This is a genomic window from Pseudodesulfovibrio sp. (assembly GCF_028692895.1).
Lineage (GTDB): Bacteria > Desulfobacterota > Desulfovibrionia > Desulfovibrionales > Desulfovibrionaceae > Pseudodesulfovibrio.
In genome coordinates this window covers 15,937-23,448 of record NZ_JAQUWN010000053.1, presented here as the reverse complement: position 1 = coordinate 23,448, position 7,512 = coordinate 15,937, and the positions used below count along the sequence as shown (strand labels likewise).

Genomic DNA, 7,512 nt, shown 5'->3' with positions numbered 1-7,512 from the left:
TCTGCACGGCAGTCTCCTTGTCCGAAAAAAGAAAAACGGCACGCCGCCCACGCGACGTGCCGTCAATGTATCCCGCAACGGGCCCTTTGGCTAGCTCTCCGGCTTGGCCTCGACCGTGGCCGCATCCGGTGCTGCGGGCGCGGGCGCGGGCGCGGGCCGGGCCGGGGCGGCCGCCACCGGCGAGGTGGCCAGGTCCACCAGGGTCTCCATGCCCACCAGGGACTTCAGCTTTTGCAGGGCAAGCACGGAACGCCGGGCCTCGTCGTCCAGCACCTCGGCGTAGCCGCCGTCGGCCACGATCTTGGCGTAGGAACGCGGCTTGAGCTTGGGGCTGTCCTTGAAGCGAATCTCGAAGTTGCGCGCGTATTCCTGAATCTTGGCGTTCACCTGGGCGTTGTTCATGTCCAGCACGGGGCGGATCTGCGCGGCCATTTCCTCGGGGGTCAGACTGGCGCTCTCCAGCACCTTGCAGAACGAGCGGGCGTAGCGCAGGCTGCCGTCGTAGATGTGCGAACGCTTGACCACGTTGGAGCCCATCCAGCCCGCGTTGAGCCACTTGAACAGGAACACCGTGCTCCGCGGCGCGGCAGCGTCCCGCTCCAGGAACACCTGGACCGAGGCGGACTGGTACATGAAGGTGTCCATCCAGCCGATGAGGCCCTTGTTCAGCCCCTCGATGCCGGAATAGAAATACTCCCACTGGCTGTCGTCCAGGATGGCTCCCTTGCGGCCCACGTCGGACTGGTCCTTCTGCTCGGAGATGGAGATGGCCACGTTCCTGCCCTTGTACTTGAGCAGGATGATGAGCCGGTCGAGATCGTATTTGTAGTAGGCCTCGGCAAAGGAGTCGGGCGTGTTGACCTCGAACTCCTTGCCGCGCACCAGCACGGGCCGGTCCAGGGCCTTGAGGTCGTCCCAGAGCTTGGTCGGCCGGGTCAGGAACTCGCACCCCTCACGCCAGCCCGAGAGCCGGAGCACGGCGGGACAGAGCAGGAAGTTGGGAATGTCAGGGTTGTAGAAATAGCGCAGGATCGTGTCCAGGTCCGTGGAGACGTCCTGGCGCAGGCAGATGCCCTGGCCGCCGAACCGGCGGGCAGGACTGATGTCCTTGGGGTCGGCCGGGCCGTTGAGCACGAAATCGAGCATGGGCTCGATGGCGGCCTCGTCCAAAGCCCCCTGCCGGTCCTGCAACAGAGCGAACAGGGAGTCGATGGACTGTTCCACGGGCTTGGCCAGGGGCTCGGGGGCCTTGGCCAGCTTGACGTTCATGATCCCTTCGGATTCGTCCTCGGCCAGGGCCGGGAAGGCGCACAGGAGGACGGCGAGCGCCAGCCACAGGGCGAGCAGCGCCGGAGTCTTGTGTTTGTTCATGGTCCCCTTCATCGCGTCGATGACGTCTTTCCGCCGCATTGGCGGTGGTTCTTACTTCAAGAGTGTTATGTAGTAATGTTCCCCAGGTTTGGCAAGTGATACCGGTCCGAGCCGCCCGGGAGGCCGCGGCCCGCCGGAATTTCACTTCTTTTTGCGGAATCCGAGCAGGTCCATTCGCGTCACGGCCCCGGAGCCGAAGCGCTCGCGCACCCGGTCCACGGCCCGGTCCAGCTCGCTGGTCGCCTCGCCGGAGCGCGGGGCCTCCTCGAAGAGCGTGACCTGCCGGGCGCGCGGCTCGAAGTTGGACACGCCCACGCCGATGAGGCGCACGGCCCGCCGCAGCTCCAGCTCGGCCAGCAGTTCGCGGGCGGTCTCGAAAATAAGCGCGGTGTTGTCCGTGCGGGCCGGGAGGCTGCGGCTGCGGGTGATCTGGGTGAAGTCCGCGTACTTGACCTTGAGGGTCACGGTCCGCCCCCGGTAGCCGTGGGCCCGCAGGTCCGCGCCCACCCGCTCGGACTGGGCCAGCAGCCAGCGGATCAGCTCCGCCCGGTCCGAGGTGTCCTCGCTGAAGGTGTTCTCGGCGCTGGAGCTCTTGGCCTCGCCGCCCGGCTCCACCGGGTTGGGGTCCAGGCCGCGGGCCCGGTCGTGGAGCACCCCGCCGTACTTGCCCAGCCGCGTCTCCCAGAAGGCGCGGTCCCGCTTCAGGATGTCGCCGCAGGTGCGCACGCCCATGCGCGTCAGGGTCTCCACCAGCTTCTTGCCCACGCCAGGCACCTTGCCCACGGGCAGGGTTCGCAGGAAGTCGGCCACGGCCCCGGGCCGGATAATGGCCAATCCGTCCGGCTTGTCCAGGTCCGAGGCGATCTTGGCCAGGAACCGGACCGGGGCCGCGCCCACCGAGCAGGTCAGGCCGGTCTCCTCGCGCACACGCGTCTTGATCCTCCTGCCCAGCTCCTCCACGGGCCCGAAGAGCCGCTCCAGGCCCGTGCCGTCCAGGTAGGCCTCGTCCACGCTGGCCTGCTCCACCAGGGGGGAGAACTCACCGAGCACGGCCATGACCCGGCGCGAGACTTCCTTGTAGCGTCCCATGCGCCCAGGCACGATGACCAGGTCCGGGCAGAGCTTGCGCGCCTTGACGATGCTCATGGCCGAATGCACGCCGAACCTGCGCACCTCGTAGCTGGCGGCCGAGACCACGGAGCGGTCGGACGTGCCGCCCACCACCACGGGCTTGCCGCGCAGCTCGGGGTTGTCGAGCTGCTCCACTGAGGCGAAGAAGGCGTCCATGTCAATATGAAGAATCCAGGGCTGCATGGCCCCATTGTAGCCGAGGAAAAAGCCGGGGGCTAGGGGGCGGCCGGAAGGTATGCGCGCAGGGGCGTGTAGATGGGCCCGGCGGGCGTCAGCTCGCTGCGCCAGAGCACGAAACGGTCCACGGAAAAGGCGGGCAGGGCCGCCGGGAAGCCGGCGGTCAGGACGCGCCAGTCCACCCCGCCGGGCCGCTTGATTCGGGCCAGGGTCAGGTGGGGCGTGAACTGGTTGCCGCGCGGGTAGCCCAGGGGGGCCGTGGCGTCGCGCACCCGTCCGGCCAGGGCGGCGCACTCCTCCCCGCCCAGGGCCGCGCCCGCGTGGATGACGCGGGGACGGCGGCAGTCCGGCAGGCAGCCGACGGGGCCGGGCCGCAGGATGAAGGGAGAGAACACGACGGCGGCCAGGGCGTCGGCCACGGCCGCGACCCGGTCGTCCGGGGTTTCGCCGAGGAACTGGAGGGTGAGGTGGAAATTTTCCGGCCGGGTGGGCCGCAGCCCCTCGCCCGCCGCCTCGGCCAGGGCGCGGACGGCGCCGGCCAGGGCCTCCCGGCACTCGCCGGGCACGGGGATGCCGACGAAGAGCCTCAACACGGCCCCCGCCCGCCTGACGTTGAAAACAGGAGAGAAGCGGACTGTTCAAAAATGGTGAGATGCAAGGCGCAAAAAAGGTTCAAGGCCGAAGCGTACTTCCTGTACGCGAGGATTTGAACCTTTTGCAGCAACGCGGCAGCTCGCCGTTTTTCAACAGTCCGCTACCCGTTAACCTTGGCCCAGAAGCCGGGCCACTGCGCAAGCAGGCGGCGCATGGCCTTGCCCCGGTGGGAGCGGCCGTTCTTGACCTCGGGGTCCAGCTCGGCCACGTGGCGGCCCGCCTCGGGGTCGATGACAATGACGTCGTAGCCGAACCCGCCCCGGCCCCGGAAGTCGTGGCCCACGCGGATCTCGTAGGAGCCGTCGGCGTGAATCTCCTCGCCGCCCGGCGCGTGGGCGACCATGACGCAGCGGTAGCGGCCGGTGCGCTTGTCGTCGGGCACGTCCCTCATCTCGGCGAGCATCCTGTCGTTGTTGGCCTTGTCGTCGCTGGGCTCGCCGGCGTAGCGCGCGGAATAGACGCCGGGCCGGCCGTCCAGGGCGTCGACCTCGATGCCCGAGTCGTCGGCCACGGCCACCAGGCCGGTCAGCTCGGCCACGGCCCGGGCCTTGATGCGCGCGTTTTCCAGGAAGGTCTCCCCGGTCTCGGGAATGTCCCCGATCTCCGGGAACTCGGCGAGGCTCCGCACGGCCACGCCGAACGGTTCGAGCATGACCGAAAGCTCGCGGATCTTGCCCTTGTTTTGCGTGGCGAGAACGATGGCGTCCATTGGCGGCTTCCCCCTGAGGTGGTTTGGTTCAGGGGGTTGTCCTTACCCGTCCTCGCCGGTTTCCGCAACCTTGAGCAGGGGCGGCAGGAGCAGCGAGACCTTGGTGCCTACGCCCTCGCGGCTGGCGAGGTCCACCTCGCCGCCGATCTCGTCGACGATCTTGTGCGTCTGCGCGAGCCCGAGCCCGGCCCCCTTGCCCTTGGTGGAGAAGAAGGGGCTGAAGATCTTGTCGCGGATCTCGGCCGGGATGCCCACGCCCGTGTCCTCCACCGAGAGGAGCACGAACTTGCGGTGCATGGCCGTGCTGACGATGAGCTTGCCGCCCTCGGGCATGGCCTCCAGCGAGTTCTTGATGAGGTTGATCAGGCACTGCTTTATCAGGTCCGGGTTGGCCCGGGCCAGGGCCACGGTGGCGTCCAGGGAGACCACGACCTCCACGCCCTGGTTGTCGCAGGGCAGCCGCATGACGTCCATGGTGGCGGTCACCAGGGAGTTGACGTCCACCTCGGCCACCTGGGCCTCGGTGGGCCGGGTGAAGTTCATCAGCGCCTTGAGAATCTCGTCCAGCCGCCGGGATTCGGCCAGGATGATGGAAAGCTTCTCGCGCGCGGTCTCGTCCAGCCCTTCGGTGCGCATCAGCGAGTTGGCGAAGCCGGAGATGGTGAAGAGCGGGTTGCGGATTTCGTGGGCCATGTACGAAGAAAGCTCCACGATGGAGGCGAGCTTCTCGGCCTGCTGAAGCCGGTTCTCGATAAAGGCGCGCTGGGTGATGTCGCGCCTCAGCGCCACCACATGGTTCACGGTCGCCCCGTCTTCGTCGAAAATCGGGAACATGTAGATGCGGAAATACTGGACGCGGCCGTCCTCGCCCACCTGGCTGGTCACGGTCTCGGCCGGGACGCGCGCGCTCAGCACCGCGGCGAAGGGCTCCCGCTCGTAGCCCGCCTCCGGGTTTTCGATGCCGGGGATGATCTCGCGATAGGAGTGGCCCATGATCGCCTTCTTGGGCACGCCCATGCGGTCGGCCAGGGTCTTGTTCATGCCGACGACCAGGCCGTCATGCCCCAGGAAAAGGATTTCCTGGTCCATCTGGTCGATGATGGTCTTGAGCATGTTCTGGGTGTGGAGCAGGTCCGCCTTGCAGGCCACCCAGATCCGTTCCGTGGTCAACAGGTTGATGAAAAAGGTGGCCGCCGAGCGCTCCACCAGCGTCACCGAGGCGGGCAGCCACCCGCGCAGCTCGTGCACCAGTTGGGCGCGCCCCGTGGTCTCGATGACCATGTTGATCTCCGGATGGCTCTCCAGCATGGCCCGGTATCCCGCATAGGTGGGGATGCGCCGGTCGCCGTCGTGGGCCTCGGGCAGCACGGACTCGCCGGGCAGGGCCGCCGCCACCACGCCGATGTCCCGCAGGGCCTGGTCGTTGGTCTGGTCCTTGAACATCTGCCAAAATGTCAGTAAGGCCGGGATGTCGCCGATGACGCCGATGACATAGCGCTTGTTGTCGATGTAGGATGCGGACAAAATAAACCTCCTTCCGTAGCGTCTGCGCCCCCAGCGGAGCGCACCGTGGATGGAAGCACCAACGTACAACATTCGCCCCCCCATATCAAAGGATAATGCCATGCCGCGCAAGACAGACTCCCCGATACGCGTTCACACCATCAGCCTGGGCTGCCCCAAAAACCGGGTGGACACCGAGCGCCTCCTCGGCGCCCTGGGCCGGGGCATGACCCCGGCCGACGGGGCCGCCGACGCGGACCTCGTCCTCGTCAACACCTGCGGCTTCATCCGGCCTGCCGTGGAGGAATCGGTCAACACCATCCTGGAGGCGATCAACGACGCCGCCGAAACCGCCGAGACGACCGGCCGCAAGCCCCTGCTCGCCGTGGCGGGCTGCCTGGTCAGCCGATACGGCGCGGACCTGAGGGCCGAACTTCCCGAGGTCGACCTCTGGCTCGCCACCGACGAGATCGAGACCTGGCCGGGCCGGGCCGCCCGCGCCCTGGCCGGGCGCGCCCTCGCCATCCCCGCCCCGGGCGGCGACATGCCCCGGCGCGTCTCCACCGCCCCGGCCTACGCCTATCTCAAAATCAGCGAGGGGTGCTCCCACAACTGCCGGTTCTGCACCATCCCCTCCATCCGGGGCCCGCACCTCTCCTGGCCCGTCAAATTCCTGGCTGCCGAGGCCGGACAGCTCGCCGCCGAAGTGCCGGAGATCGTGGTCGTTGGCCAGGACGCCACGGCCTACGGCTCGGACCTGGACAACGGCGACGACCTGAAAAAACTCCTTACCCACCTGGCCTCCATCCCCGCCCTGCGCTGGCTCCGGCTCATGTACCTCTATCCGGCCGGACTCACCGAGGACCTCCTCGCTTTCCTGCGCGACCTCGGCTCCCCGCTTCTGCCCTACTTCGACATTCCGCTCCAGCACGCCCACCCGGACGTGCTCGCCTCCATGGGCCGGCCCTTCGCCCGCGACCCGCGCCGGGTCGTGGACCGCGTCCGCGCCTTCTTCCCCCAGGCCGCCCTGCGCACCACCTTCATCGTGGGCTACCCCGGCGAGACCGACGCACACTTCGCCGAACTCCTGCGCTTCGTCGAGGAAACCCGCTTCCACCACCTCGGCGTCTTCCCCTACTGGCCCGAGGAAGGCACCCCGGCCGCCGAAATGGACGGCCAGGTCCCGGACGAGGTAAAACTCGCCCGCCGCGACGCCCTCATGGAGCTCCAGGCGTCCATCAGCGCCGACATTCTCTCGAACTACGTGGGCGAAACCCTGCCCGTGCTCATCGAAGCCCCGTCCGACGAATGGCCCGGCCTCTACACCGGCCGCGCCTGGTTCCAGGCCCCGGAAGTGGACGGCATCACCTACGTCTCCGCCCCGCCCGACACCGACCTGACCCCCGGCGCCATCGTTGACGTGGAAATCGACCGCGCGGACACCTACGACCTGTCCGGGCTGGTGTAGCGGCGGGCGAGAGAACGTCATGGGGGAGGCCTCCGGCGGCCCCTCCGGGGAGGCCAGGGCGCTGCCCTGGACCCGCCAAAGGCAACGCCTTTGGAATCCATTCCCCGCTTTCGCGGGGGCGTAGCCTGGCCAAGCGGCTCATGCGCGGGGACGGGCCGCCCGCCCGACCCCGCCGTGCCGGGCAACTGCTGGGGCCGAAGAAAACGGCCCAACGACGCACTGCTTGCCGAAACACCGTCCGCCGCTTTCTTCGGCCCCAGCCGGATATTTTTTGGGGGGGAGTGGGGAAGGATGTGGCGGGAAGCGAAAGTCGCGGCCGCTGCCGAGACGCTTCTGGACGCGGACGGCAGTCGGTCGGGCCGCCCTGGACGGGCGCGGACTCCCATCCGACACCGCACGCGCGAAAGCCCGGAGCGTCGCTGGACGCTCCGGGCCGAATTCTCACGCTGTCGCACCAATAATTTTCGGAGAAGTGGGTGGCTGTGCCGACGCGAGCGGG

At 68.1% G+C, this 7,512-nt stretch carries 6 protein-coding genes; 1 reads left to right on the top strand and 5 read right to left on the bottom strand.

Features of this window, described 5'->3' with window-relative positions; all coding sequences use genetic code 11:
- Window positions 1–90: 90 nt before the first annotated feature.
- The 5 genes from PHP91_RS12745 to PHP91_RS12725 all read right to left on the bottom strand — a co-directional run bounded on the left by PHP91_RS12745 (window position 91) and on the right by PHP91_RS12725 (window position 5,566).
- On the bottom strand, window positions 91–1,371 hold the full coding sequence (locus PHP91_RS12745) for a hypothetical protein (protein WP_300141195.1): 1,281 nt from the start codon (window positions 1,369–1,371) through the stop codon (window positions 91–93).
- A 141-nt stretch (window positions 1,372–1,512) separates the two neighbouring features.
- The gene (locus PHP91_RS12740) at window positions 1,513–2,685 is read right to left on the bottom strand and encodes a DNA polymerase IV (protein WP_300141192.1); all 1,173 of its coding nucleotides are present in this window, start codon (window positions 2,683–2,685) and stop codon (window positions 1,513–1,515) included.
- A 32-nt stretch (window positions 2,686–2,717) separates the two neighbouring features.
- Window positions 2,718–3,272, bottom strand: a complete 555-nt coding sequence (gene thpR / locus PHP91_RS12735; RefSeq protein WP_300141189.1) for an RNA 2',3'-cyclic phosphodiesterase — start codon at window positions 3,270–3,272, stop codon at window positions 2,718–2,720.
- A gap of 161 nt (window positions 3,273–3,433) precedes the next feature.
- Entirely contained in the window at window positions 3,434–4,042 is a 609-nt protein-coding gene (rdgB, locus tag PHP91_RS12730; protein ID WP_300141186.1) for an RdgB/HAM1 family non-canonical purine NTP pyrophosphatase, read from the bottom strand.
- A gap of 42 nt (window positions 4,043–4,084) precedes the next feature.
- The gene (locus PHP91_RS12725; protein ID WP_300141183.1) at window positions 4,085–5,566 is read right to left on the bottom strand and encodes an ATP-binding protein; all 1,482 of its coding nucleotides are present in this window, start codon (window positions 5,564–5,566) and stop codon (window positions 4,085–4,087) included.
- Window positions 5,567–5,666: 100 nt separating this feature from the next.
- On the opposite strand from PHP91_RS12725, the gene rimO reads away from it, so the two are divergent.
- The gene (gene rimO / locus PHP91_RS12720) at window positions 5,667–7,013 is read left to right on the top strand and encodes a 30S ribosomal protein S12 methylthiotransferase RimO (RefSeq protein WP_300141180.1); all 1,347 of its coding nucleotides are present in this window, start codon (window positions 5,667–5,669) and stop codon (window positions 7,011–7,013) included.
- Window positions 7,014–7,512 lie beyond the last annotated feature (499 nt).

Excerpts from the sequence above, each read along its gene's own strand:
- PHP91_RS12745 (WP_300141195.1), bottom strand. The coding sequence starts at position 1,371 with ATGAACAAACACAAGACTCCGGCGCTGCTCGCCCTGTGGCTGGCGCTC.
- PHP91_RS12740 (WP_300141192.1), bottom strand. The coding sequence starts at position 2,685 with ATGCAGCCCTGGATTCTTCATATTGACATGGACGCCTTCTTCGCCTCA.
- rdgB (WP_300141186.1), bottom strand. The coding sequence starts at position 4,042 with ATGGACGCCATCGTTCTCGCCACGCAAAACAAGGGCAAGATCCGCGAG.
- rimO (WP_300141180.1), top strand. The coding sequence starts at position 5,667 with ATGCCGCGCAAGACAGACTCCCCGATACGCGTTCACACCATCAGCCTG.